The sequence below is a fragment of the Nocardia sp. bgisy134 genome (assembly GCF_057708325.1).
Genome location: NZ_JBYIRW010000001.1, coordinates 226,973 through 251,513 on the forward strand (window position 1 = coordinate 226,973; position 24,541 = coordinate 251,513).

General features: G+C 62.2%; 18 protein-coding genes. 13 read left to right on the forward strand and 5 right to left on the reverse strand.

The window, feature by feature from the left end; all coding sequences use genetic code 11:
• From hypE to AC3ERS_RS00995, 3 genes are all read right to left on the reverse strand, one after another.
• Window positions 1-1,017, reverse strand: coding sequence for a hydrogenase expression/formation protein HypE (hypE, locus tag AC3ERS_RS00985; RefSeq protein ID WP_431962458.1), 1,017 nt, complete (start codon window positions 1,015-1,017; stop codon window positions 1-3).
• Complete coding sequence (locus tag AC3ERS_RS00990; protein WP_431962460.1) at window positions 1,014-1,598, reverse strand: cysteine hydrolase family protein; 585 nt, start codon at window positions 1,596-1,598, stop codon at window positions 1,014-1,016. Before AC3ERS_RS00990 ends, hypE begins: the two co-directional genes overlap by 4 nt.
• Before the next feature lie 78 nt (window positions 1,599-1,676).
• Window positions 1,677-2,687, reverse strand: coding sequence for a ParB/RepB/Spo0J family partition protein (locus tag AC3ERS_RS00995; RefSeq protein WP_431962462.1), 1,011 nt, complete (start codon window positions 2,685-2,687; stop codon window positions 1,677-1,679).
• Window positions 2,688-3,537: 850 nt separating this feature from the next.
• On the opposite strand from AC3ERS_RS00995, the gene fni reads away from it, so the two are divergent.
• The 3 genes from fni to AC3ERS_RS01010 all read left to right on the forward strand — a co-directional run bounded on the left by fni (window position 3,538) and on the right by AC3ERS_RS01010 (window position 8,559).
• Window positions 3,538-4,653, forward strand: coding sequence for a type 2 isopentenyl-diphosphate Delta-isomerase (gene fni / locus AC3ERS_RS01000; protein ID WP_431962464.1), 1,116 nt, complete (start codon window positions 3,538-3,540; stop codon window positions 4,651-4,653).
• Between the two features lie 108 nt (window positions 4,654-4,761).
• Complete coding sequence (locus AC3ERS_RS01005) at window positions 4,762-8,025, forward strand: (Fe-S)-binding protein (protein WP_431962466.1); 3,264 nt, start codon at window positions 4,762-4,764, stop codon at window positions 8,023-8,025.
• A gap of 384 nt (window positions 8,026-8,409) precedes the next feature.
• Window positions 8,410-8,559 carry a hypothetical protein gene (locus AC3ERS_RS01010; RefSeq protein WP_431962468.1) on the forward strand — a complete coding sequence of 50 codons (150 nt, stop codon included), beginning with the start codon at window positions 8,410-8,412 and terminating at the stop codon, window positions 8,557-8,559.
• Between the two features lie 427 nt (window positions 8,560-8,986).
• Here AC3ERS_RS01010 and AC3ERS_RS01015 read toward each other — a convergent pair whose 3' ends face one another.
• The gene (locus AC3ERS_RS01015) at window positions 8,987-9,847 is read right to left on the reverse strand and encodes a haloalkane dehalogenase (RefSeq protein ID WP_431962470.1); all 861 of its coding nucleotides are present in this window, start codon (window positions 9,845-9,847) and stop codon (window positions 8,987-8,989) included.
• A gap of 690 nt (window positions 9,848-10,537) precedes the next feature.
• Here AC3ERS_RS01015 and AC3ERS_RS01020 point away from each other — a divergent pair.
• The 10 genes from AC3ERS_RS01020 to AC3ERS_RS01065 all read left to right on the forward strand — a co-directional run bounded on the left by AC3ERS_RS01020 (window position 10,538) and on the right by AC3ERS_RS01065 (window position 23,170).
• On the forward strand, window positions 10,538-11,605 hold the full coding sequence (locus AC3ERS_RS01020; RefSeq protein ID WP_431962472.1) for a UbiA family prenyltransferase: 1,068 nt from the start codon (window positions 10,538-10,540) through the stop codon (window positions 11,603-11,605).
• Window positions 11,605-12,699 carry an aminotransferase class I/II-fold pyridoxal phosphate-dependent enzyme gene (locus AC3ERS_RS01025; RefSeq protein ID WP_431962474.1) on the forward strand — a complete coding sequence of 365 codons (1,095 nt, stop codon included), beginning with the start codon at window positions 11,605-11,607 and terminating at the stop codon, window positions 12,697-12,699. The genes AC3ERS_RS01020 and AC3ERS_RS01025 overlap by 1 nt, the downstream gene beginning before the upstream one ends.
• Window positions 12,690-15,938 (forward strand): thiamine pyrophosphate-binding protein, encoded by a 3,249-nt coding sequence (locus AC3ERS_RS01030; RefSeq protein ID WP_431962476.1) that lies wholly within the window; start codon window positions 12,690-12,692, stop codon window positions 15,936-15,938. The genes AC3ERS_RS01025 and AC3ERS_RS01030 overlap by 10 nt, the downstream gene beginning before the upstream one ends.
• Window positions 15,939-16,003: 65 nt before the next feature.
• Entirely contained in the window at window positions 16,004-16,693 is a 690-nt protein-coding gene (locus tag AC3ERS_RS01035; protein ID WP_431962478.1) for a class I SAM-dependent methyltransferase, read from the forward strand.
• A gap of 71 nt (window positions 16,694-16,764) precedes the next feature.
• A complete protein-coding gene (locus AC3ERS_RS01040; protein ID WP_431962480.1) occupies window positions 16,765-18,192 on the forward strand; it encodes a cytochrome P450 in 1,428 nt (475 codons plus the stop codon).
• A 35-nt stretch (window positions 18,193-18,227) separates the two neighbouring features.
• Window positions 18,228-18,860, forward strand: a complete 633-nt coding sequence (locus AC3ERS_RS01045; RefSeq protein ID WP_431962482.1) for a methyltransferase domain-containing protein — start codon at window positions 18,228-18,230, stop codon at window positions 18,858-18,860.
• A gap of 59 nt (window positions 18,861-18,919) precedes the next feature.
• Window positions 18,920-19,642 (forward strand): ABC transporter ATP-binding protein, encoded by a 723-nt coding sequence (locus AC3ERS_RS01050; RefSeq protein ID WP_431962484.1) that lies wholly within the window; start codon window positions 18,920-18,922, stop codon window positions 19,640-19,642.
• Complete coding sequence (locus tag AC3ERS_RS01055; protein ID WP_431962486.1) at window positions 19,639-20,805, forward strand: ABC transporter substrate-binding protein; 1,167 nt, start codon at window positions 19,639-19,641, stop codon at window positions 20,803-20,805. Before AC3ERS_RS01050 ends, AC3ERS_RS01055 begins: the two co-directional genes overlap by 4 nt.
• An 83-nt stretch (window positions 20,806-20,888) precedes the next feature.
• Window positions 20,889-21,611, forward strand: a complete 723-nt coding sequence (locus AC3ERS_RS01060) for an ABC transporter permease (protein ID WP_431963550.1) — start codon at window positions 20,889-20,891, stop codon at window positions 21,609-21,611.
• Between the two features lie 95 nt (window positions 21,612-21,706).
• Window positions 21,707-23,170 (forward strand): MFS transporter, encoded by a 1,464-nt coding sequence (locus tag AC3ERS_RS01065; RefSeq protein WP_488186833.1) that lies wholly within the window; start codon window positions 21,707-21,709, stop codon window positions 23,168-23,170.
• Window positions 23,171-23,272: 102 nt separating this feature from the next.
• On the opposite strand, the gene AC3ERS_RS01070 is transcribed toward AC3ERS_RS01065, so the two are convergent.
• A complete protein-coding gene (locus AC3ERS_RS01070; RefSeq protein WP_431962490.1) occupies window positions 23,273-24,526 on the reverse strand; it encodes an FAD-dependent monooxygenase in 1,254 nt (417 codons plus the stop codon).
• Between the last annotated feature and the right edge of the window lie 15 nt (window positions 24,527-24,541).

Genomic DNA, 24,541 nt, shown 5'->3' on the forward strand with positions numbered 1-24,541 from the left:
TCAGCACAGCCGGGGCAGCTCTGCGCCCCGGAGAGGTTGCAGCGTCGACTCGTGGCCCTTGGAATCCCGGAGAACTACCGCGGCGCCATGTCGGGAAGTTACTTCGCCGATCGCTGCGGCGTGCCTGCCGTACTCGTGCCCGTGCAGTGCGGCGAGCACGTCATCGGTCGCGTCGGGATCGACAAAAATCGCCAGGCAACCTTCGTTGGCGCAGTGCAGAGGATTGATCCCCAGCATGTCCGCCGCCATCGCGGTCTCGTGCTGGATGGGCAATGCCGGTGCCTCGATCACGATGGCTTTGTCCAATTTGCCTGCGTACTCGTGCAGTACAGCGGAGAGCCCGCCTCGCGTGACATCACGCATCGAGTGAACCGACCCGGCAGGCACGGCGGAGAACAATCGGTCGATCATGGTGTTGAGCGGTGCGCAGTCGCTGAGGACGCGGCTTTCGAAGCCGAGACCTTCCCGGATCGACAGCAGATGAACCGTGTGGTTACCGAGGGGGCCGGACAGGATGACCGCATCTCCGGGGCGCACAGAATCCATCCGCAGGGGTTCCCGTGCGAAGAAGCCGACCCCACTTGTGTTGAGGTACAACTGATCCGCTTCGCCGGCGCGGACGACCTTCGTATCGCCGCACACAATCTGCACACCTGCTTCTCGCGCAGTCTCCCGAATGGAGGTCAGCACACGGAACAAGTGGTCGAACGACAGTCCCGTCTCGAGGATCATTCCGAGCGTGAGATAGCGGGGGGATGCTCCTGATACGGCGAGATCGTTGACGGTCCCGCAGACCGCGATCTTTCCGATGTCGCCGTTGCCGAAGAACGGCGGGTCGACCACGAAGCTATCCGTAGTCATCGCGATACGGCTGCCTTCTACAGGGAGGACCGCGCTGTCCTCCATCTCACCCGCATAGACATCGCTCAATGTCTCCGCGATGAAGTCCACGAGCTCGTTGGACAGTGCCGCACCCGTGCCGTGGTCGAGTTGGATCTGCTGGGTGGTGAGAGTCATGGTGTCTTGGTCTCCTTCCGAGGGAGGCCGCCGTTCTCATCTATCGTCCGAAGGATCTCTTCGGAACTGGCAACCGTGGCGCAGTAACCGTCGAGCCATTCGAGTGCACGCTGACGGTCGGCTTCGAGAGCGGAGAACACGCAGTCGCTCGGCACCCCGACGATGTATCCACGAAAGAATGCGTCGGCTGCCGTCGTCTGAATACAGATCTGTGTTTGCAGACCGACGAGTACCAAGGTCTCGACCCCCAAAGCTTGGAGCCTTTCGTGCAGGTCGGTCTCGTAAAAGCCGCTGTCTTTGCTCCTCTCCTGAACAACATCCTCCGAGTCGAGGAACTGGCGAACCACGTCGGCGCCCGCTGTGCCTCGCAGGGCAGGGACGCGGCCGTCGTACCTCTCGGCGAGGGGATCGTCCGGTTCGTTGAGGAGTTGCAGGTGAAACACGGGATGGCCGCGTCGCCGCATGGCGGACAAGAATCCTGACAAATGCGGAGTGGCCGCGACAATTGCCGCCTCACGCTCCGGATTCTTTCCGACGATATCGTACTGCAGGCCGCTGGTTATAACTGCAATTTTTGACATGCCGACTCCACTGGTAAATGTATGAGCCCGTCGCCGAGCCCTTGGTGAGTGGTTCCAAAAGGAAGTACTTTGCAGATCTCAAGCCGACATGGAATTCGGCGAGCTGTTCTTCGCGGTATGCGGGCCAGTTTGCAGGTCCTGGGCGATCCTCGACCAATTGGCGGCGCATTGTTGCGCGAATTCGATCATATGGTCGCGGGAATGGGGCCGAATGGTGTCGGCTATCTTCTGGGCATCGTCGCTGTTCACTGCGCGCTGATGCAGCCAGCGAAGGAGTTCGCGACCGCTGGCGCTCATCCGTAGCGCTGGGTCACGTGAGAGCAACGCCAGTAGGGCATCGAGATCAGCGGTCTTCTTGGGATAAGGAGAGGGCGTACATCGATCGGCCGCGTCCGATAGCTCGCTCTCTGACGCCGATCGTGTACGGGGGGCCTTGTTTTCGTCTGACTGGATGAGCGGATCCTCCCCGCGTTTGAGCCTGGCGCGTACGTCACGAACGGTTGACGGAGAGAGACCCACCTCTTGGGCAATGCTACGCAGGGACGCATCGGGGCGGGCGATGATGAGCTCGGCGGCAGCTTGCCGGGCCGAGTTGGTGTCTACGGGTCGTAGTCGGCCATCACTACCCAAGCGATGGCTCGACCGCGAATTGTCGTCGATAGAGCTCCGGATCGATGCCACCGTCTTGGCGGACAAGCCCGCAGTAGTCGCGATCGAACGGTCCGACCAGTGCGGATGCGTTCTGATAATTCGCTCGGCGGCGGTACGCCGATCGGCCAAGGACAACGGCAGGCCGTGGGTTACGTTTTCTTGGACCCCGACGATGAATGCGAGTTCCTCGGAGCCATCCACCAGATAGGCATCAATATGTGTGAATCCCTTCAGTCGCGCGGCGACTGTGCGGTGAAATCCGTCGATCACTCGCATTGTGGGCCGATGGACGAGAATGGGTGGCAAAGGCCATTCGGCCTCGATCAACCGTTCTATGTGCGACTGATCCTCACCCTCGGATCTGGGGGAGCCGATAGTTAAAAGCGATGCGATCTCTAGAGATTGTTTGACGCGATTCAATTTCGAGGAATGATTCAAGTGCTCAGTCCCCCTACCTTTCGAGATCAGATCTGCTTTCGCAAATTACCGCAGGCGCATCCGTCGGGCAAGTGACTGGCATCGTGGTTGGCGTAGCAAAGATTTGTCTATGGTCCGCGGGGTGAGTCTCAGACGCCCGGATGCATTTATTGGGTCCACAACCTGCTCTGTCCGGGCCCGCAGCGCCGACGCGCTCGGTGCGCTGCGAGGCTGTGCCGATCCACCCGTGGGTGACGTCCACCCGGGTGCTGTGCAACTGGGTGGAAGCCGCAGTTGCACAGCATGATTCCGCCCATCGCCGCAGGTCACCTACCTAGCGTGGGTGCACAGACGTACCGGCCTCGCGGCTGGGTAGTCCGGTCGGGCCTTACTGATAGCACCGCTCAGCCGGTAGGGGAACGAATAGTTCGAATTGTTCGAATTGTTCACGGGAGCATCCGGGTGGCAATTGAATTCGTAGAGGGAGTTACGTTTCTGGGACAATCATCGGTCCTGCTCGAATAGGGCCCTCGGTGTACGCTCCATCGGGGCGGTCGGCGGCACGGTATGCGCATCGGCGGAATCACTTGTGGCAGAGCCCGTTCCGGCAGCCTCTCGCGGAGGCAGTTCTCGAATCTCGTCCGATACCGAAGTGTCGGACGCTCGCTGAGTCGCCGAGGTCGACACACAAAAAGTTGGATCCGCAAGCGGAGGCGTTGCTCCGCAAGGCGAGTCGCGCCGAGTACCGCCCGCGGTTGCTCCGTGACCCGGCCGCTGTGCCCGGTATGGCCATCGAGAGCCCTGCGCTTTCGATTGTGCTGTCTCGCTGAGGAACTCGGTGCAGGGTCCATGAAAGGAAAGAGGGCACCAGATGAGCTATGCCAGCCGCAAGGACGATCATGTCCGTCTGGCCGTCGCGCAACAACGCGAGTCGATGACGGGGCGTCGCCCGTGTCCGTTCGACGAAGTGGCGTTCGTCCACCACGCCCTACGGGGCACTGCGGAGCGCGCTGTTTCTCTTGTCACCGAGGTGGGCGGCGCGACCTGGCCCGTGCCGTTGTACATCAACGCGATGACCGGCGGCAGCTCCCGCACCGGCGAGGTGAATCGCGGGCTGGCGATCGCCGCCCGTGAGACCGGCTTGGCCATCGCGTCGGGCTCGATGAGCGCGTACCTGGCAGACAGTTCGGTCGCCGAGACATATCGCATACTGCGCCGCGAGAATCCGGACGGTTACGTCATCGCCAATGTCAACGCCAATGCCACACCGCAGATGGCGGCGCGGGCGGTGGAGCTGTTGCGAGCCGATGCGCTGCAGGTGCACGTCAATGCGATCCAGGAGATCGTGATGCCGGAGGGGGACCGGGACTTCTCGGCCTGGCCGCGCAATATCGCTCGCCTCACGGAGACGCTCGGTATACCGGTGATCGTCAAGGAAGTCGGGTTCGGGATCAGCGCCGACACGGTCCTGCAACTGGCCGACCTCGGCGTGCGGATCGTCGACGTATCCGGCACCGGCGGAACGAATTTCGCGTTGATCGAGAACGCAAGGAGGCAACGAGCCGACTTCGACCTTCTTGCCGACTGGGGCTTGTCCACCCCGGCCTGCCTGGTCGACGCAGCCGAGGTGGCCCTTCGGCGCGGGCTCACACTGCTCGCCTCCGGTGGGGTGCGAACCCCGCTCGATGTCGTTCGCAGCCTCGCGCTCGGCGCCCGGGCGGTGGGGGTATCCGGACATTTCCTGTCGATTCTCGAAGCAGAGGGCATTGATGCGCTGATCGCGGGGATCAACACGTGGATCACTCGGATCCGGCAGCTCATGGTGCTGCTCGGCGCCGAAACCGTTGGCGCCCTTGCGGACACCGACGTGCTGCTGACCGGCCGACTCGCCGAGATCTGCCGACTGCGCGGAATCGACCCGGCCGCCTACGCCCGGCGCTCCCGGAGTTCATTGCGGCCGATCACGACGACGAACCGCGTCCTCTGACCTACTGGCGGGTAATATGGCTTAAGTTACCCGTGAGTAACTTAAGCCATATTATGATGCGGCGAAGACGAGCGACGCAGCGTCGCCTCGGGAGGGAAAGGTCACTGCATGAGCCCCCTGGTAATAGCGTTGGGTGTCATCTCTGTACTGGTCGGCGTCTTCGCGTGGTCTGGGTTCGTGTTGGCGGTGCGCGATATCGTGCGCACCATCCGGCTGGGCCAGCCGGCCCCGGACCGGTTCGGGCCGTTCCTGCCGCGATTCGCCACCATGGTCAAGGAATTCGCCGCGCACACCCGCATGGTGAAGTTCCGGACCGTCGGCTGGGCACACTGGCTGGTGATGGTCGGCTTCATGATCGGCTTCGTCACGGTCTTCCAAGCCCAGGGGCAGATCTTCAGCCCCACCTTCACGTGGCCGTGGGTCGGTAATACCTTCGTTTATCACCTCCTAGACGAGCTGTTGGCCCTGGGCACCATCGTCGGTGCTGTGGCGCTGATCATCATTCGGCAGGCGAACCACCCGCGTCGGCCCGAACGGCTCTCGCGGTTCTCCGGCTCCAACTTCCTGGCGGCCTACTTCGTCGAATCCGTCGTGCTCATCGAGGGCATCAGCATGCTGGGTGCGAAGGCATTGGTGCTGGCCTACACCGGTGAGCACCATGCCAGCAGCGACTTCGTCAGTATGCATATCGCCGAGCTGCTGCCCGCGAGTGCCGCGCTGGTGTCGGTCTTCGCCTTCTGCAAGCTGATGGCGGCGCTGGTGTGGGTGATCGTGGTCAGCCGCAACATCAACTGGGGTGTTGCGTGGCACCGTTTCTCGGCCTTCCCGAACATCTATTTCAAGCGTGAGGACGATGGCGGGGTTGCGCTGGGTGCGGCCAAGCCGATGATGTCGGGTGGTAAGGCGCTGGATATGGAGAACGTCGACCCCGATACCGACACTTTGGGTGCGGGTCGGGTCGAGGATTTCTCGTGGAAGGGCATTCTCGACTTCACCACGTGTACTGAGTGTGGTCGTTGTCAGTCGCAGTGTCCGGCGTGGAATACCGGTAAGCCGCTCTCGCCGAAGTTGTTGATCATGTCGCTGCGTGATCACACCTATGCCAAGGCCCCGTATCTGCTGGCCGGTGGCCGCACGGACATGGGTGGTGAGGAGGTCGGTCTGGTCGACGCCGAGGGCAAGCCGGACGAGGCCGCGCTGGCCAGGATCTCCGAAGCGGCTCGGGCCGAGGCGGCGCGTCCGCTGGTGGGTGGTGAGGACGTCGGCGGCATCATCGACCCGGAGGTGTTGTGGAGCTGCACCACCTGTGGTGCGTGTGTGGAGCAGTGCCCGGTGGATATCGAGCATGTCGATCACATCATCGACATGCGCCGCTACCAGGTGTTGATCGAGTCGGAGTTCCCCTCCGAGCTGGCCGGTCTGTTCAAGAACTTGGAGAACAAGGGCAACCCGTGGGGGCAGAACGCCAAGGACCGTCTGAACTGGATCAACGAGCTCGACTTCCAGATCCCGGTGTTCGGGCGGGACGCGGACAGCTTCGACGGTTATGAGTACCTGTTCTGGGTCGGTTGCGCGGGTGCGTATGAGGATCGTGCGAAGAAGACCACCAAGGCCGTGGCCGAGTTGCTGGCGACCGCGGGGGTGAAGTTCATGGTGTTGGGTCAGGAGGAGACCTGCACCGGTGACTCGGCGCGCCGCGCGGGTAACGAGTTCTTGTTCCAGCAGCTCGCGCAGCAGAACATCGAGTTGTTGAACTCGGTGTTCGCCGGTGTGGAGGATCGCCGCAAGAAGATCGTGGTGACCTGTGCGCATTGCTTCAACGCGCTCAACAACGAGTACCCGCAGGTGGGTGGCAGCTACGAGGTGGTGCACCACACGCAGTTGCTGAATCGTCTGGTGCGGCAGAAGAAGCTGATCCCGGTGGCGTCGGTGACCCAGAACGTCACCTACCACGACCCCTGCTACCTGGGCCGGCACAACAAGGTCTACAACGCGCCGCGTGAGTTGATGGAGGCTTCGGGTTCGACGCTGGTGGAGATGCCGCGTCATGGTGAGCGGTCCATGTGCTGTGGTGCCGGTGGCGCGCGGATGTGGATGGAAGAGCAGCTCGGCAAGCGGATCAACATCGACCGGGTCGATGAGGGTCTGTCGACCCTGGCGGCGTCGAACGGTGGTTCGGGTGCGGGGAAGATCGCGACCGGTTGCCCGTTCTGCCGGGTGATGCTCAACGACGGTGTCACCGCGCGTCAGGAGAAGGGCGAGGGCGAGGGTGTCGAGGTCGTCGACGTCGCACAGCTGATGCTCGATGCCATCACCCGTGTCGAGCCCGCCACGCTGACCCAGAACCTGACCGTCATCCAGGAGCCCAAGACCGAACCCGAACCCGAGGCCGAGCCGGAGCCTGTCGCGGTGGCGACCGAGACCCCGGCACCGGCCAAGGCGGCTCCGGCTGGTGGTGGCCTGGCGATGAAGGGCCCGGCCAAGGCACCCGGTGGCGGTCTGGGCATGAAGGGCGCCGCCAAGGCACCCGGTGGTGGTCTGGGCATGAAGGGTGCCGCGAAGGCGCCCGGTGCCAAGGCCGCGGCCGACGAAGCGCCCGCCGCGGAAGCTTCGGCCGCTTCGGCCGCGCCTGCCAAGGGTCTGGCCATGAAGGGTCCGGCCAAGGCACCCGGCAAGGGACTCGGGATGAAGGGTGCTGCCAAGGCACCCGGTGCGAAGGCGGAAGCGGCTCCGGCCGCCGAAGCTTCGGCCGCGCCTGCCGCGCCCGTCAAGGGTCTGGCCATGAAGGGCCCGGCCAAGGCACCTGGCAAGGGACTCGGGATGAAGGGCGCCGCCAAGGCACCCGGCGCGAAGACGGAAGCAGCTCCGGCCCCCGAAGCGGCTCCCGAATCCGCGCCCGCCGCCGAAGCGCCCGCCGCCCCGCCCGTCAAGGGACTGGGCATGAAGGGTGCGGCCAAGGCACCCGGCACCAAGGCACCCGGCACCAAGGCACCCGAAGCCGCGGCTCCCGCCACGGCAACGGCCGCTCCCGCGACCGAGTCGGCTCCCACCGCCCAAGCGCCTGCCGCCGAGACGGTTTCGGCCCCCGCCGAAGTCAAGCCGACCATCGCCGCCAAGGGCCTGGCCATGAAGTCCGGCTTCAAACGCCCCGGCCCCAAGGCTCCAAGCGCCGGGACGCCGGTCCCGGGCTCGGAACCAGCTGAGCCTGCCGTCGCCGTTCCGGCGGCCGAGACCGACTCGGCTCGGCCGGAATCGGCACCGGCCGAGACCAACGGCAAGAGCGGGAGCAGCGGCACGGTCCAACCGCCGTCTGCGAAACCCGGCGGCATGGGCTTCAAGCCGGGTGCCAAGGCCCCAGGCCGCACAAACTAAGCGGGTCCTGCCAGGAGTCGACGCGTGCCCACTCCGACCGCACCCCGTGTTGGAGTGGGCACCTAGCAGGAACATTGCTGTCGTGTGTCGCGCCAGCCGTTCACCCCGCTGCTGTGCCCACGCCCTGCCGTCCAGTCGTTCTCGATCGTCAGGTCAGCCACAAGCGAAAAGGGCTGACACGCAACAAGGATGGCTAGATCGGCGCGCACAAGCGCACTCACACCGCCGTCGCCGGCGAACTCGGACGCGCAAACTCCCGACCTGAAGCGTCGGAACGACCGGCAAGATCCCCTGTCGCTGCTGAAATAGGTTCGGGCGCAACCAGATCCCGAATGACTGGGGCAGTCGAGGACCGCCGCCGCAACACGATCTGGCGTCTCGAACGTGACCGATCACCGTCAGCGCATCCTTGCCGTGATCCGGGACTGGTTCGTCGAATACGGGTATCCGCAGAACACCAGGCTCGGTGAGCGCGTCGTGTGTTCCGCCGAAGCTGATGGCACACGCGCGGAATTCAGCGCGCGCCTGCGATAGGTCCGACCCCATCGACGCACTCGCCATCGCTCGCGCCGCATTGCGTGCGTCCGATGCGCCAGCGGCGCGGTTCAACGGTGTCGAGCGCGAGATCTGGCTACTGACCGACCACCGCGAAGACCTTGAGAGCGATGCCGCCGCTCTACCGTCGAGATCGGCCAGCTGACCGAAGAGATGGACAGCACCGCTTTCGGCGACAGACCGGCACGACATTGCCTGTCCTGCAACGGAAATCGGCAACGCTGCCCTGCGCGCATCGCTCTCACTCGGGTGCGGTGCTATCCCGAGCCCAAGGCGTTGCTGTCCAGACCCAAGCCCGTCGGCGACGGCGGCAGCAATTTACCGACCCGCTGATTCGAGAGCCTCCTGAGGGCGAAGCGGGTTCAGCAGGGTCAGATTCGAGTCGTGGTGTTGTGGTCCACTGGATTCACGGGAACCGCTTGGCGATCGCCTCCGCGATCGCGTCCGGTGCGTGTTCCTGAATGAACTGACGGGCGCGTGGGAGCTCGACTACTTCGACATCGGTGAAGGTAGTGCGCATGCGCGGGATATGGGCGTTCGGGCGGTACACCATGTCTCGCATTCCCCACACCAACAGGGTCGGCTTGTCGCCGAGTATGGCGGGCACGTCTCGGGAAAGTTGGTCCAGCAGCGGGGTCGCGTCACGAATTTGTCTGGCGATCACGCCGAGTCCCCGCCGGGCTTCCGTGGTGGGCTGCACCATGCGATAGTGATCGACCTCGGCCGCGCTGAGCTTGCGCCCCAGCTCCGAGAGCAGGACGCGCTCGACGAGGAAGTTCTGCTCGAGCACCCGCCGCTGCATCGGACGGGTGCGCATGACCATACTGAAAACCCGATTCGCCCTCGCTTCGAGTGGCCAGAACAAGGTATTGCCCAGCACGATCCCTCGCACCCGGTCTGCGCGCGCGGTGACCGCGCCCAGGCCGATGGGTCCGCCCCAATCATGTCCCATCAGGACGAAGCCGTCGAGCTGCAGATGATCGATCAGCTCGCCGAGGACCGAGGTGTGCTCGGCAACCGTGTAGCCGAAATCCGCAGGTCGTTCGGACAATCCGAAACCCAGATAGTCGACGGCGATACAGCGGTACCGGCCACGCAGTTCCTTCACGATGTGGCGGTAGAGGAAACTCCACGTCGGAACGCCATGGCAGAACAGGATCGTCGGTCCGGACCCCTCGTCGATGTAGTGAACCCGGCCGGCGGACGAGTCGAACCATCGGGACTCGAAGGGGTACAGACTCCTGTCGGGAACGAAGTCGATCAGCATTGGAACCCTCTCTGCGATACAAGACGACGTCTGATATACCCCGCCCACACGGAATCACGTGAATCGCAACAGGTTTGGGGCGGACCGGAGCCTGTGCAACCGATGGAAATTCGCGGTTGGACAGGCTCCTCGATCTTTCCCCACCCGAAGGGCGCTCCTCGATCATCGATACTCGACCATAGATGAGTCGAATTACCGCAGTTCGGAGAGCCTTTCTCTCAATTCTGGACTCGTAGGCATCAATTACCATGACCGGACGAAGCTGTGTGCGCAAGCGGTCTGTCGGCCGCAGTGGACGACACGAACCCTTGCCTGTCCCGAATTTCATTGTATGCTCACTCGGACCAGGACTTCGAAGACACGACGGACTTCCTTCTCGATTCGGAGTCGAATGCGGTCGTTGCGCGTGGGGAGGCGTGACGCCTATTACCGAGCACGAAGGAATCTTGACAATCGCCCGCGGACTGCGGGTCATCGAGTAACGAACCCGAAAAGCACGGCCACAACAGCGTGAATCAGCTAGGCGAGCCGTCGGTTTACATCCTGCTCTTATGAGCAAAACTGTCGATGGGACGAGCGCTGCCTGGTGGGCGCCAACGGAAATGCGAATATTACAAACGGGGATATGGAATTACTGCAGGACTGAGGTCCGGAGCGGGCAACATTGTAACTGCGCATGACGAGTGAGCTGTGATCGTGACTGGAACAATTTCGAAACCGACACTTGACGAGTTTCTGGACAAGTCGGCAGAGGCGAGAATCGACTGGGTGAATTCGTCCGAAGGATGCACGACAAGCATTCTGGGACGACTCGAGCTGTTTCTTTCGTTCGCGCGGCCGCGCACATGCTTACCGGGAATGTTGGCGTTCTATCTGTCCTGCAAGATGCTTGGGTTGCCGATCGACCTGGACGTTTTGATTGGCTTCGCCATCACGTTCCTGTACAGCGCGGTAGCAAACCTGTTCAACGCCTACTCGGACATCGCAGAAGACAACCAGAACATACCGGCACGGTTGTACCTTCTCGGTCTTTACGGTCGGCGGCGGCTGCTGCGGAGTGCCTATGCGGTGTGTGGTGTCATGCTGGCATTGGCGGCTCTCGTGAGCGTCAGTTTTATCGGGATGACAGCGATCTGCATCATCATCGCGCACCAATATTCGTTGCCGCCATTCCGCGTGAAGGCGAGACCGGTGTTGTCGATCGGCCTCTTCGCCTTGGATGTTGCATTTCCATTCCTGATGGCTCCGGCCATAGCGAAGCACGGACCGGCGGTGCTCGGGAATTGGCAATTCATCATCATGGCTGCGTATTTGTTTGTATGGTTCGCGGCCAAAGGGCTGGTGAAGAACCTGCCCGACTACGACGGCGATCGAAATGCCGGTCTGTCGACCTCGGCGACAATCAGCGGAACACGACAGCGAGCAGCGATAGTGGCATCGGTAGCGACGGCAACTGTCTACTTGGGGCCACTGTTCCTGGTGGCGAGTGGTCAGTTCGCGGAGAAGTATCTGATCGCCCTCGCGTGGTTCCCGGTCGTATGCATTCAGTGCGCGCGAATGATCCTTCGTGATGACAGCCGCTCGGCGAACAACATGCTTCGTTTCGACATGGTGGTGTCGACGGGGTACCTGTCGACTTGGATCTTGCTGGTAGATCCGTCCGTTTCATCGATCAGCATCGTGTCGGGGTCACTGATGATCATCTTTCTCATGGATGCGATGAAACTCGACACGCGCAAAAAAGAGGACATTGTGTGATGGAGGCGGTGGAAAGGTTGACGGTGGTGCGTGAAGCAGTCTTGTTGAATGAGTACCGCTCGGGCGAAGACAGCGATTCCTCGGCCGCCGCGATAGATCTTTCGAACAATGCATTGCCTTTTGCTCCATTGCCGAGCGTTCGCAAAGCAATAGAGGCCGAAGTGGAGCGTGCAGCAGACTACCCTTCTGCGTCGTACGGATCGCTGCGGCGGGCTATCGCCGAGTTCGCCGGCTGTGGACCAGATCAAGTCGTCGTCGGACCGGGCAGCGTCGGCGTGCTGGGATACCTTGTGCAACGGGTTGCCGGCGATGGCGGCCGAGTCGTTTTCGCAGTTCCGGCTTTCGACGCGTACGAGAGAGTCGTGGTCGGTGCCGGCGGCACGGCAGTGCCGGTGCCGGGCACGGAGAATCGGTGGCAGCCGCTGGAGTCGATGGTGGCAGCGGCGGGGGAGGACGCGGCCGCGATCCTGATTTGTGCGCCGCACAACCCTACGGGCGAGCATGTCAGTCCTGCCGAGGTCGAGATGGTTCTTTCGGCAGTTCCCCGACACACGGTCGTCGTGGTGGACGAGGCGTATATCGAGTTCGATCGAACCAACGATGCTTCGGCAATTGTGCGCATGACTCGCCGGCATCCCAATCTGGTCGTCATGCGGACCTTCTCGAAGGCCTATGGCCTGGCGGGCCTCCGCGTAGGGTATGCCGTCGGCCATAGCGACCTGATCGGCGCCTGTCGAACTCTTGCGATGCCTTTCGGTGTGAATCGGTTGGCGGTAGCGGCGGCCATTGCGTCGCTCGAGGTGAGCGATGAGCTCGCCGGCCAGGTGGATGCGGTCGTTCGTTGCCGATCGCTGTTCACCGAATCAGTTCGCGCGCGTGGAATTGATGTCCCCGATTCGTACGGCAACTTCATCTGGGTGCCGATGCATCGCCCGACTCCGCTGGCCGAGTATTTCGCCGAGTCGGGGATTGTGGTTCGTGAATATCCGGACATCGGCGTCCGGATCACCGTACCTGCAATGGAATACCTGGCTGATGTCGTCGACATACTTGCAGATGGATACAGACAAGTGGAGGCAAGTTCATGCAGATGAATTCGCACCTTGGGGCCGACTTGTTGGGGCGTCCACGGTTCGCAGATGTCCTTGTGGATCGTTTGATCCGAAACGATGTGCGCTATATCTTCGGGATGCCCGCAGAATCAGTCAATTGCCTTGTCGATGCGATCGGGCGGCGCTCGGAGATCGGACTGATCGCGGTTCGCCATGAAAGTGCGGCGTCCTGGATGGCCGTCGGTTACGCACGGGGGTCGGGCACTGTCGGCGTGTGCTTCGGTACGGCAGGCCCCGGTGCGACTCATTTGTTGCCCGGCGTTTATGACGGGCTGTACGACCGCCTGCCTGTGCTGGCAATATCCGGACAGGTCGCACGGGCAGGTATCGGTACGAAGTCGTTCCAGGAGATCGATTCGGCGCGGCTGTTCAGAGACGGTACATGGCGATCGTCGGACATCATGTCGGCCGACCAGATCAGTGTCTTCGAGCAGATGGTTCTCGCGGTACGACTCGAGCAGACGTCCGCGCATGTTGCCATTCCGTCGGACGTGTTGAACGCGCCGGTCGGTGAGATAGCACAGGTAAGCCCGTATCGGTTGGACCGTCGGACTGCCGCGGAGGCCGACAAGAAGCGCATCGCCGACCTCGCGGACTATCTCTGCGCGAAGCCGACAGCGATCGTGTTGGGCGCGGGCAGCAGGGAAGTCACTGATTGCGCTCGCCTTCTCGCGGACGCGCTGGATGCTCCACTCGAGGCGTTGCCCGAGTCGGGAATCCCGGAGGCACTGGTATCGCCGGTGAAGGACGCCGCCACATCGGCAGCCGAAGACACTGTTCTTCTGATTGGACGTCCAACCGCCGGAGTAGCGCGATACTTCCCATCGGCGAATACCCTGATAGAAATCACCGATGTCGCTACGTCCGGATTCGATGCCGGATGCCAGAGGGTTGGAATTGCCGGCGATATTTCATCGATTCTGCAGTCCCTGACCTCCGCCGTGTGGAGCCGCACCGGCGCACCATCTGAAAAAACATCGGAGCATTCGTCTGGAACGCCGCGAAACCAGGATGCGCCCGGTGGGTGGGCGGTACTCGCGCAACGGCTGGCTGGTGCATCGGTCGCTGTCGACCCCGGATCGATACAGCGACTGTCACGCAGATTCCTGAGCGAACACGCGAATATCCACAGTGCGTGGAATCTGGAGGCTGAAGGTTCGGCTCTCCCGATGTCGATCGGTCTCGCATTGGCGACCAGCGATCGGTGCTACGTGCTGACCGAACTCGAGTCTCTGGACCAATACGTCTCGGAGCTGTCCACCGCCGTACGATACGCGGTGCCGATAACCGTTGTCTGCCGAGCGGAATCTGGTGCAACGGTGCGCGATCTGGCCCGGGCCTTCGGCCTCCCGGCGTTCTGGGCGGGAGACGCAAGTGAACTGAATTCGAGGCTGCATGAGGCTGGTCGGGAGCGTGGGCCGGCTGTGATTCTGACCTCGGCGTTGGACGTGGAATCGGCACCGCTCGACCGAACGCCCCGCGCCGATGTCGTCGACTTCGCGAGTGATCTGCTCGATGCGATAGCGCGCCAGGGGATCGACTCGGGGTACCTATCGAGAAACAGCTGCGAGCGGCTGGGATTGACGAGCGACTGTGCTGACCTCGACTTGCGTGTCGTCGCCGATACCCAGGCGGCTGCCATGCGAGCGACCGCGGCATTCAAGGCTTCGGGGAGTCCAGCCTGTGCTCTGGTGACTTCTCCCGCTGAACTGCTCGCGCAGCTGAATGGGCTGTACGACGCATCGTTCGACAACGCGTCGGTGCTGCTGATCTCCTTCGAACTCGACCGTTGGCTCATGGACCCGGTGGACGTGCTGAGTGAGATCGCGGCGATATCGGTTGTGCTGGACGGCACAGACAAGGATGCGGCGCGCCTTCGAGACGCGTTGGCGACTGTCGCCGGCGGGGGTACGGGGGTGACGCACATTCACGTGTCCAGCTCCGCGATTGCCGCCGGCAATAGTGCAGCGCTGGTGGAAAGCTCGAGCGCGCTCAGTATTCCGACTTCGTTGATCGGACTTCCCGGTAGTGCGATGGCCGCACACGAAGAGATAGTGCGGGCCGCGGAACTTCTCAAAAAAGCGGAGAATGTCTCGATTATCGTCGGCCGTGGTGCATCGGGCGCACGACGTGAACTCATCGAGTTGGCGTCGCGCGCGGGAAGTCCTCTCTACTGCACGATGGGTGCATTGGCCGCGGATGTCGTAGGGGACCACTGCGACGGCCTGGTGGGGACATCTGGCCATGACGAAGCAATGCACAATGTCCGTCAGAGCCAGTTGGTCCTATTGGTCGGTGTGTCATGGCGAGGTTCGGCGTTCGGGATGGTCGGAAACAGTCCAGTGATTTCCATCAACGCCGACCCGCTGACATTCCTTCGGCTCCCGCCGGACTCGATCGGCTTGCTCGGTGACGCGCGGGAGACGCTGGAGGCGCTGGTTGGATGTTTCAATGACGACGTCGCTGTAAGCAGCATTGCCCGTACCGGCACGCCCCGGCGAAAAGGGCCGCGGGAAAGTGCGCGGCAATTGCGGGCGGCGACGGCCGCGCAGATCATCGATCACGAGCTCGCGCGAGCCGGTAGGGCATCTACCTTGAGCGTGGATGTCGGTATCAATACATTGTGGGCGTACCGCTATGTCAGGTCGGCATCCAGATATCTGTGGACCGCATCGTTCGCTACCATGGGATTCGCCGTGCCTGCGGCAGTGGACGCCGCCGTGCGTAATCCGAAGGACATCTCCGTGGCGATCGTGGGAGATGGCGGGATCGGCATTACGTTGGCCGAGCTTCGAAATGCGGCAAAGGTCGAATCGACGACGGTGATAGTGGTATTCAACAACGGTGCGCTCGCCGCCATCAAATTCGAGAGTTGGATAATGGGGTGGCCGGATAGGTCGTCGGAATTCGCGGCGTTCGACTTCGCAAGCTTTGCGCGGCATTGCGGGCTGCCCGCGGTGACGGCGCGGACATCCAAGGAATTCGGGATCGCATTTCGATCTGCGCTTCGCAACGACGGTCCGATGCTCATCGACGCGCGCATCCCTGCGGTGGAGGCTCCCGCCCTGGCGGGGCGCATACATGTTCGTCAGGTAGTGGGACTTCTGTCGGGCTGGCTGCGTGACGGTAAGGCCGCGAGATCCGGTGCCTGGTCGATGGTGAAGGCGGTTGGCGCCGACGCAGCTGGTCGAACTGTTCGCCGTATAGGGCGCCGCGAATGAAGTGTCGAGGCACAGAGAGAGGAGGGATTTGAATGGTCGGGACACGTCCTGCTACGCCTCAGGCAATGTTCACGAAAATAGCTCCCCGCTATGACCTGGTCAATTCGATTCTCACATTGGGTGGCGACAAGAGGCTCCGCCGCAGAGCGGTTCGCATGCTGAGACTCGAACCCGGTGCCAGGGTGCTCGATGTCGCTGCGGGTACGGGCGAGATCGGCTCCGCATTGGCCGCCGTATATCGCATGCCGATCTCCTACTGCGCTGTCGACCTCAATGAACAGATGCTGGAGGTCGCGGAACGCAAGCTCGTGCGCCTTCGGCAAGAGCGGCCGGAGAGTGAATGGGACCTCTTGTGTGGAAGCGCGGAGTCTTTGGCATTCGAGCCGTCGAGTTTCGACGCTGTCGTTATGTGTTTCGCGCTCGATGACATGGACGATCCATCGGCCGCGCTGGCAGAGACGGCACGGGTTCTCCGCAACGGTGGGCATTTCCTGCTGATCGAACTCGCAATGCCGGACGGTGGCCTGTTGCGTCAAGTTCTGAAGTTCCGCCTGTGGATTGTTCGTAATATCGCGGGATTGTTCGGTTTGGATCCCGTCGCTCACATGACCACGGAGGTGGAGATGGACCGCGGCGCGGAACATTCGATAGCGCGCTGCGAAAGCGCTGGCCTGATGTTGGAGGCCCGAGCGCGATACCTCAGTGGAATGGTTCGTGCGTACGTGTTCCGCAAGGCGACGGCGTTCCCGGCATGAGCGAAACCTTCGCGGAAACAGCCTGACATTGATTATTGCCGAGATATCCTGAATTCAGATGGGAAAGACTCTTGACATCCGATAAATGCCCGCACGCGGCGGCGCCGAAGGTTCACTCCGAGACCGGCATAACCAGCCGCCGTTTCTCGAATCGGCACGTGCCCGGACCGCCGGGACATCGTTTCATGGGTTCATACCCTGAGTATTCGAAAGATCGCAACAAGTTCTTGCGCGATGCGGTCCGGCAGTACGGCGATGTCTGCCGAATCAAGCTCCCGCTCCGAGACCTGGTCGTACTGGGTAACCCAGAAGATGCCCACGTGGCAATGGGGGACACCTCTGGCGACTACAGCAAGTTCGGAAACTATCATCCTATGCTGCAGAAGCGGCAGAACGGGCTGTCGTTCATCGAGGGTGAGATCTTCCGGGAAAGACGCCGGATCGTCAGTCCGCTGGTCACGCGAGACGGCCTGAAGAATACGTTCGCTGCCAACGTCGAAGCCTACCTCGACAGCCTCGAGTCGAACATTGCCGCGGCGACCGACTCCGACGGCGTGACCGATATGCAGGAAGCGATCTTTCAGACACTTTTGCGAGGAGTGCTGAAGCAGACGTTCACGGAGCCTTTTACTGCCCAGGAGATCGATGAGTTGCACAATGGTCTCGCGACCTTCACCAAGTTCCTCGGATCGACTCTGAAGATCGCTGATCCGCCTAATCTGGTACGCCCGTGGGGTCCGTACAAAATCCGGCCGTGGGCGGTGTACTCCGCGGCGATGATCGTCAAGAATCGCGTTGTCGAGCGACAGAACTCACCGTCTTTGGGAACCTATGGCGATGTCTTGGACGGCATGGTGCTGGGGTACAAGAAGCTGAAGACCCCCATGACTTTCTGGGACCTTTGTTTCGACGTAGCCACTATGACCAGTGCATCGTACGGCACTACTGCCGGCGCCATCACCCAAACGGTCGTTCGCACCCTCCTCGACAACGAAGCGACGGATCGCGTGGTGGACGAGTGCGGCAGTGTCGATATTTCACAGCCGACCATCGAGTCGGTTCGCAGCCTGCATTGGGTGAAATCCTGCTTCGAAGAATCGATCCGAATGCAAGGGCTTCCGCTCCTTCTCCGATTCACATCCAAAGGAGCGAACTTCCAAGGGTTCGACATTGCACCGAACACTATGCTTGGGATTCCGATCTCGACGATCCACCGTGATCCACGCTGGTGGACCGATCCTGACAAATTCGATCCGAATCGGTTCTACGACAAGAGCAAACGAGTGGATCAGCCTCGACTGTTGCACTATCTCGCGTGGGGTGCAGGTCCGCACCGATGCACCGGCGCTCAACTGGGGTACCTGATTGCGCCGTACCTCGTGGCCTTGATCTTCAGCCGGTACAAGATCGAAGTTCCCGCGAATTGGTCGCTTCGCGAGGATCCCGGCCTGGCGCCGATGATCAAGGGCGGTTTCAAAGTTCGAGTGACTCCACGATAGCTGTTTCGACCGACGACAACCTGAGAGAGTGTTGAATGAAATTCGCAGAGCGGTATGATATTGCGGCGCCCATTTACGACAGAACTGCATGGGTACTGTCGCTTGGCGGAATCGACAAATTGCACCCGGGGCTGGTCGACGGACTGGACTTGTCCGGCAAGACCGTGGCCGATCTCGGATGCGGTACGGGCCTTGCCTTCCCCGCGCTGCTCAACGCAGTCGGCCCCACCGGTCATGTCATTGGCGTGGACAACAATGCGTCCATTCTCGCCAAGGCCGAGCAGCGTGTTTCGGCGAACAAATGGAACAATGTCTCACTCGTGACCGATGACATCGCGACGCTGGCCATGCGCCGAGACGTCGATGTGGTTGTCAGTTGCATTGCGATGAGCTGCGTGCCGAATCCTTCGAAGAAGTTGGAAGAACTGCTCGTGAACCTCGAGCCCGGCACCATGGTGCGCATCATCGATGCGCTGCCGCGGACATCTGGGCGCTGGCGTCAGGCCATCAATTCGTACAACTTTGTGAAGTCGGGCATTGTCGGCTCTCATTTCAGGGAACTTGCACCGTTCGAACAGGTATTTCGCGATCAACTGAGCGGCGTAGTCGTCGACAGCCTGCACGGCGGAATGTATACGCGGCTGACCGGCGTAAAAGGCGCGAAATAGCGGCGGGCCTGTTCACGGTTCGTGCCTGAATTTATTTTGCGTGTTGGGAGGTGGTCGACATGAGTGCGTGTGAACTGGCAGTCGATTGGGGTAGCAAGAAGTTCGGCGACAGTCTCGTGCTGGACAACGTGGACATCTCGATCGATCGCGGTGAGTTTCTTGCTGTGCTCGGCCCGAGCGGCAGCGGCAAGTCGACGCTCCTGCGGGTCTTGGCGGGGTTGGAGCATCTGACTGCCGGAACGATCAGTTGGAGTGCGGATGGTGCCCGCCCGCGCACCGGCGTGGTGTTCCAGCAATCTTTGCTGCTGCCATGGCTCACGGTGATCGAGAACATCTCGCTGGCAAGGCGATTCACCGCGCACCGTCACGAATTCGACCACCAGTACCCCGATACCTTGTTGCGGCGTTTCGGGTTGGATCGCCTTGCCGAGCGATACCCGAGCGAGCTGTCGGGCGGCCAGGCGCAGCGCGTAGCTGTGCTGCGCGCGGCTGCGACACGGCCACGGCTCCTCTTGCTCGACGAGCCGTTCAGTGCTTTGGACCCGGCCACTCGGATCGACTTGCAGCAGTGGCTGGCAGAGCTCGTTGCCGATATCGAGGCAACGGTTGTGCTTGTCACGCATGACGTCGACGAAGCAATCGCGCTGTCGGATCGGATCGTCCTGCTCGACCAGGGAAGGATTCGTCGTGAATGGCGGGACGTACGGAATGGCAGTGATACGTCCTCGCTTCGCGAGGACATTCTCCAGCAGTACCACCCGGACGAGGTCGTAGTTCCGTGACAGCGTTTTCGAGACGACACCTGTTGGCAGGGGCGACGGGACTCACCGTCGCCGCTGGTCTCTTCGGCTCGGCCGACCTCGCCCACAGCGCGGCAACCGCTGGGCAGCGGCGGGAGAGTGCCCTTCGCATCGGCTACCTGCCGATCACCGACGCGGCGCCATTGTTGATCGCGCATTCGGCGGGCCTGTACCCAGCCGGGACGGTCAGTAGCGGCAAGCCTGTGCTGTTCCGAAGCTGGGCCGGGCTGGCGGAGGCGTTCGTATCTCGTCAGATCGACGTCGCGCATTTGTTGATGCCGATGGCCCTGCAACTCCAGCGCGCACTGGGCGCGGGGGTGCGAGTGCTGGGCTGGAATCACACCAACGGTTCGGCACTCACCGTCGCTCCGGACATCGCTGATCTGGAACAGCTGGCCGGGACTCAGGTCGCCATCCCGTTCTGGTGGTCGATTCACAACATCGTCCTCCAGCAGCTCCTGCGAGCGCACGACATCACACCGGTTGTTCGACGTAGTGCGTCGCGGTCCAAACGCACCGTCGAACTGGTTGTCATGAGCCCGTCGGATATGGTTCCCGCCCTGGCGAACCGTTCGATTTCGGGGTACGTAGTGGCGGATCCGTTCAACGCCATCGCGCAGATCAAGAAGATCGGGCGAATCCATGTCTTCTTGGGCGACGTGTGGCGCGAACATGCGTGTTGTGTCCTGGTTACCAGGGACGACGTGATCGCAGAGCGGCCGTCCGCAGTGCAGGAGGTCACCGATGCGGTGGTTTCCGCACAATTGCACATCAATATGGACCGGAATCGAGCTGCGGGTGCCCTGACGTCCGGCAGCTATCTTCCGCAGCCGCTGCCTGCGGTTCGCACTGCGCTCGCTTATCCGGCGCCACCGTATCAGTTGCGACGCCCTGAGTGGGCGCCGCAACTGGTGGGATTCCAGCCATACCCGTATCCCAGCTTCACCCGACGGCTTGTCGAAGCAATGCATGACACGGTGGTGGACGGGGATCGGGGCTTTCTGGACAACATAGATCCGGCCAGTGTGCACAACGAGCTGGTTGACGACACCTTCGTACTGAAGTCGATTGGTGCACACGGTGGCACACAAGCTTTCGGGCTGCCCGCCGACCTCGAGAGAACCGAACAGGTGCAACTGCTGTGACTTCGACTTCCGTTCGATCAAAACCCGCCCCCCACAACGCAACCCGGTCAGCAGCCGCCAAGATCTGGCCCGCCGCGGTGGCGATGGTTCTGACGGTTTGCCTCTGGTGGATGGCGACGACGGTCCTGTCGCCGGAGCACTCGCTCCTGCGTCAGACCGCGCCGCAACATGTGCTCCCCGCAATCGCTGATCTGCATCAGCGTGGGGTGCTGGTATCCGATGCGGCGATAAGCCTGTGGCGGTTGCTCATCGGCCTGGCCATCGCGATGGTGATCGGTGTTCCCATGGGTCTGCTGATCGGTCTGAGCACTCGGATCGAACAGGCGACGACGCCGGTCGTGCAATTCTTGCGAATGATCTCTCCATTGTCATGGACGCCGATTGCGATAGCGCTGTTCGGGATCGGTAATCAGCCGGTCTATTTCCTCATCGCAGCTGCCGCTGTGTGGCCCGTCATGCTCAACACCGTATCCGGGGTTCACGCCATCGACCGCGGATTCCTGGACGTGGCGCGGTCTTTCCACGCGACCCGCGCCGAGCAACTGAGGGTCGTGATAATTCCGGCCGTACGCGATCATATTCGGACCGGCCTGCGACTGGGTCTCGGTACCGCCTGGATTGTTCTGGTTCCCGCGGAGATGCTCGGCGTGAGGTCGGGGCTGGGCTATCAGATCCTCAACGCCCGCGATCAGTTGGCGTACGACCAGGTCGTGGCCATCATCCTTGTCATCGGTGTGCTCGGATCCGCCGTGGATTTCGTGGCGAGCCGCCTTCCGGGGCGAACCCTCAATAACCGCGCGGTGTGATGAAAGCAGATCGGCGGTAGCCAAGAGTTCATTCGATCGCGCGGGTGTCTTCCTGCGCGTTCTGCGACCACTTCCCAAGTCGAAGGGTGAGGTTCATGTCCGAAGTCCGTGTGGCGTCCGATCGTCGCTGGTGGGCGCTGTCGGTACTGTCGATTACACAATTGATCGTCGTCCTGGACGCGACGATCGTGACGATCGCGCTGCCCTATGCGCAGGCCGACCTCGGCATCAGAGATGCCGACAAGCAATGGGTGTTCACGGCCTACACGCTGATGTTCGGTGGCTTGCTGCTACTGGGCGGACGCTTGGCAGACTATGTCGGGCGGCGGCGGATCCTCCTGATCGGTTTGGTCGGATTCGCGGTGGCCTCGCTGGTGGCCGGTGCGGCGGTCAGTGGTGGCATGCTGTTCGCCGGCCGGGCGTTGCAGGGCATGTTCGCGGCGTTGCTGGCGCCATCGGCGCTGTCGCTGGTGTCGGTGACATTCACCCAGGCGCACGAGCGGGCTCGCGCTTTCGCCGTCTTCGGGGGCGTGTCCGGAGCGGGGTTCGCGATCGGGCTCATCGGCGGCGGAGCGTTGACGCAGTTCGTGTCCTGGCGCTGGTGCTTGCTGGTGAACACTCCGATCGTGCTCGCCACCGCGGCGGCGGCCCTTGCGGTCGTGGTCCGGGACGTGCCGGTCCGGCGGGTGGGCGGCTATGACCTGCCCGGTGTGGTCTTCGTGACCGCGGGACTGGCGAGCGTCGTTTATGGGTTCAATCGTGCGGCGCAGGCGGGATGGGGTGCGGCCAGCACGGTCACGCTGCTGGTGACCGGTGTCTGCCTGCTGCTGGCCTTCGTGGCCATCGAGGCGCGGGTCGCCAATCCACTACTGCCCCTGCGGATTCCGGGCGAGATCAATCGGGGTGGCTCGTTCCTGGTCGCTTTGCTGATCCCGATCGCGATGTATGCGGTGTTTCTGTTCCTCAGTTACTACTTCCAGGAGACGCTGGGCTATTCGCCGTTGAAGGCCGGAATCGCCTTCCTGCCCTTTCCAATCGGCATCGTCGTTTCCGCGGGTGTCGCCAGTCGCTTGTTGCCTCAGGTCGGACCGCGGGTGCTGATGCTGGCCGGTGCGCTGCTCGGGGCGGGTGGCTTGATCTATCTGGCGCAGTTGCGGGTCGGTGACACCTACTGGGCTGCTGTCCTGCCGGGCGAGATCGTCATAGCGCTCGGCATGGCGCAAATCTTCGTGGCTATGCAAGCCACCGCGCTGTACGGGATCGACGATCACGACGCCGGTGTGGCCAGTGGTCTGTTGAACGCGGTGCAGCAGATCGGCGCCTCGATCGGAACCGCGCTGCTCACTACGATCGCGGTGCAGGTCTCGGAGCGATACGTGCTCAGCCACCCGCCGTCCCCTGATCTGCCTGCACACGCGGCGATCCACAGTTTCGACATCGGATTCTATTGGGGTGCAGGGTTTTTCGTGATATCTGCGATCGTGGTAGCGGTCACGATTCGGGTCCGGAGGTTGGATTTGGTGACCGAGTCGGATAGGCAGGCGGCGATGCCGGTCTAGGTGCTGGGCGCGCCGGGATAGGGCGAACCGTATTTCGGCGCCGGCTCATCGGGTGGGGGCTGGTGCGGCGGTGGCGAACACGGTGCCCGGCTTGTGCGGGGATCAGGGCGTCGACTGATCGGTCGGGATCGGTTCGGGTGGGCGACGTAGCGAAGGCAGTGCCATCGCGAGTTCCCCCCGTCGGGCCGCCCGCCGCCACCGCTGTCCGGAGTCGATAGCACGCCGGATCTTTCGCACGGTGGGTACCTGTGTGAGCAGGTGTAGCTGATATTGCCACGGCATTTGTAGCCCGTGCCGAGCCGCCATCGCATAGGCGAACTGCACGGCGCTGCGGTCGAGATACCGGTCGGCGTGTTCGAACCAGACCATGCTGGCACGGGCGGCGGCCTGTATCGGGCGCAGTGCAGCGCGCCGCTGCGCATCGTAGTTCTTCAGCGCGTCGGCGAGTTCGGGATGCTCGTACAGGTTCTGTGCGAGCACGACGGCGTCGATGATGGCCAACCGGGTGCCCGAGCCGATGGTGAAGTGCGTGGTGTGCGCTGCATCGCCGAGCAGTACCACCTTGTCGTGATACCAGGTCTTGTTGGTCACCTCGGGAAAGCGGCTCCACCTTGCGAATTCGCCTCGTGTCTTGCTGATCAACGAGTGACCGTCGAGATGGCGCGTGAACATGTTCTCCAGAACACGCACGTTCTCCAGGTTGTCCAGGGAATCGAATCCCAGTCCATGCCAAGTCTGCGGTTGGCACTCGACGATGCAGGTGCTGATCTTTTCGGCAACCGACGGGTAGGCATGGAACCAGATCCAACCGGCCGGGGTGTGTTCGAAGGCGAAGGTGAATCGGCTGAACACCTTGTCCGTACCGAGCCAGATATATCGATTCTCGCCGAGTGTGACGGACGTGCCGAATCGATGATTACCCAGCTGCCGTACCCGGCTGTTCGCGCCGTCGGAGGCGACGATGAGATCGGTGTCGTCGAAGCCGGACAGATCGTGGACCTCTCGCTCGTGCTGGACATTTACGCCCAGGTCGCTCGCCCGTCGGGAAAGTACGTCGAGCAATGCCGCGCGCCCCATGCTGAACCCGTAGCCCCCGAAATGTGCGGTCTGGTCGTCGCGCACATGGATCGCCTGTTCACGCCATAGGACCGACCCGGCACGCACCGCTTGGGCGCTGTCGGGGTCATTCCGATACAGAATGTCGAGCAGGTCGTCCCAGTACACGACGCCCCAGCCATAGGTGGACCCGGGGGGATCGCGGTCGATCACGGTGATGTCATGGGCCGGGTCGCGCCGCTTCATCGAAATAGCGAAGTACAACCCGGCAGGCCCGCCACCGATACACACGATCTTCATCTCGTCACCAGCTCC